The sequence below is a fragment of the Nocardia farcinica genome, from assembly GCF_029867845.1.
Classification (GTDB): Bacteria; Actinomycetota; Actinomycetes; order Mycobacteriales; family Mycobacteriaceae; genus Nocardia; species Nocardia farcinica_A.
Genome location: NZ_JARWRU010001065.1, coordinates 1 through 2,147, shown reverse-complemented (window position 1 = coordinate 2,147; position 2,147 = coordinate 1). Strand labels below are relative to the sequence as shown.

2 protein-coding genes are annotated in these 2,147 nt (G+C 70.6%); one reads left to right on the top strand and one right to left on the bottom strand.

The window, feature by feature from the left end; genetic code table 11:
• Window positions 1-23: 23 nt before the first annotated feature.
• Window positions 24-1,226 (bottom strand): IS110 family transposase, encoded by a 1,203-nt coding sequence (locus QH283_RS23505; protein WP_280505113.1) that lies wholly within the window; start codon window positions 1,224-1,226, stop codon window positions 24-26.
• A 236-nt stretch (window positions 1,227-1,462) separates the two neighbouring features.
• Here QH283_RS23505 and QH283_RS23500 point away from each other — a divergent pair.
• Window positions 1,463-2,147: hypothetical protein (locus QH283_RS23500; RefSeq protein WP_280505112.1), on the top strand; the 685-nt coding region annotated here is incomplete at its 3' end.

The window sequence follows — 2,147 nt, the reverse complement described above, 5'->3', positions numbered from 1 at the left end:
GCATGAGTTTCCTGAGTCAACCCCTATGCGGCGACCGGTTGGGTTTGGGGTTCGTGCCGGGTGGGGTTGTAGGCGGTTTTGGTGCGCCAGCAGGCCCAGATGATGCGGAGCCAGGCGCGGCCGAGGGTCCGCAGGGCGTGTGGGTGGCGTTGTCCGCGTGCGCGGGCGCTGGCATAGCGTTGCCAAGCCCATGGGTCGGCGCGGCGGCTGTTGTCGAGCCAGGTGTGCAGGGCTTGACGAGCTTGGCGGTTGGTGGCGTGGCGGTAGGCGACGGTGTGGGTTTTGCCCGAGGCGCGGGTGACCGGAGCGATGCCGGTCTCGGCGGTGAGTTGCTCGAAGCTGGTGGCGCGTTCGAGGATCGGGCCGACTTCGCCGATGATCTGGGCCAGGTTCAACGTGCCGACGCGAGGAAGGTCGGCCAGCAGCTGCGCGTAGGGGTGCGCGGCAACGGCTTCGGCGATGACGGCGTCGAGAGCATCGATGCCGGCCTGCAGCGATCTCACGACCGATACTTGCGCTCGGATCAGCTGCGCGACAACGGATTCGTTGAGTCGGCTGGCGGCGGTGGGGGCGGCCCGCAGTCGGGTCAGCAGCTCGGCGCCGGTTCGGCGGCCGCTGTAACCGCGGCGCTTGCAGAACTGTTCGACGCGGGCCGGGGTGAGCCCGGCGGCGGCCTGCGGGGTCGGGTAGCGATCCAGGAAATCCAGGGCGATCGCCGAATGGATCCGCGCGAAGATGGTTTTCCCGCCGGGCCAATGGGCGTCGAGAAGAGCGGCGAGCTGGTTGGCCGCGGCGATCCGCAGTTCGAGGTGGTCACCGCGCTGACGGGTCAACGCCTGCAGCTCGATGGTTTCCGGCAGCGTCGGTGCCAGCACCGGCAGCCGGTGGCCGTCGGTGCGGGCGTGGTCGGCCAGCTTGAACCTGTCACCAGGATCGTTCTTCGCCCGCGCCGCACCCCAGCGGGGGCGGGCGGCGTGGAAAGCGTTGGGGTGCACCGGGATCACCGGGTGCCCAGCCGCGAGAAGCCGGTCCACCACGAGACCCCGCGTGGTTTCGATCGCCACCGGCAACCGCGTGGGGTCGCCGTGACGGGCCAGCCTTGCCAGCGCTGCGGCGATGCCGTCTTCGGTGTGGGCGACGGGGAACCGATCGAGTTTGGTGCCGGCGTCGTCGATAACGGTGACGTCGTGGGCACTCATACCCCAGTCCCAGCCGGTGAACGCCAAGGCAGTACTCCTTCGAGGTCGACGGAATGCCTCGTCGGAAGTGAGGGCCGCCGCCGGGAGCTCACTAATCGGCCCTCGAACGGGCGTGTCCCTGATGCCGGTCTGCAGCCCTCGGCCCGGTGGGGCTGGCGGAACTCATGCTGGCCATCGAGTAGCTCGCAACCAAGGCCATGCACCCACCGGAACCGAGAGACAACAACCCTAACTGTTCGGGTTGCAGAAGGGATGGTGCCCTAGTGAGCTACCCGTCCCGCCCCGTCTCCGGTGACCCACTCGTGCAGCGGCTGCTCGCCGAACACTGGCGCGCGACCACCGCCGTCGTGGGATGCCTGTTGATCGTTCCGCCGTTGCTGGTGGCCGTGCTGACCACGGTCGTCGCGGCCGCGCTGCATCCCACGGTCCCCGGCTGGCTCGTGCTCGCGCATGCCGTGGGCGTCTCGATTCCGGTCGTCTGGGTGGCGGTGTGGTTCGGCGGCCCGGGCGCCTGGCCGCCCGAGCGCTGGCACAACGGCTTCCGCGCCGTCCTCCACCAGGCGGGCCTGCTGGTGGCGGAGGCCCCCGTGTACGGCACACTGCACCTGCTCGGTGTGCCGGAGGCGGTGCCGGAGCTGGCCGGGCTCCCGCTCGTCGCGGCGGTCGGGGCCGTGCTGCTCGTCCTCGTTCCCATGGTGGCGAGCAGTTTCCTCGCCCAGCGCCTCGCCCCGGTCCGCCGCCTCGAACTCGCCGAATCCGATGAGCCGCTCGACCTCTACACCGACATGTTCCCCGGCGCCGACGTGCCCGGCATCCCCCAGCTGACTCTCGAGGCCGATGCCCTGGTCTGGCGGCTGAACCGGCAACCGGCCACCCGCCGCCGTCTCGGCGGCGGCCGGCTCCCCCCAGGCATACCCCGCCACGCGGCCGGCCGCAAACCCCAGACCC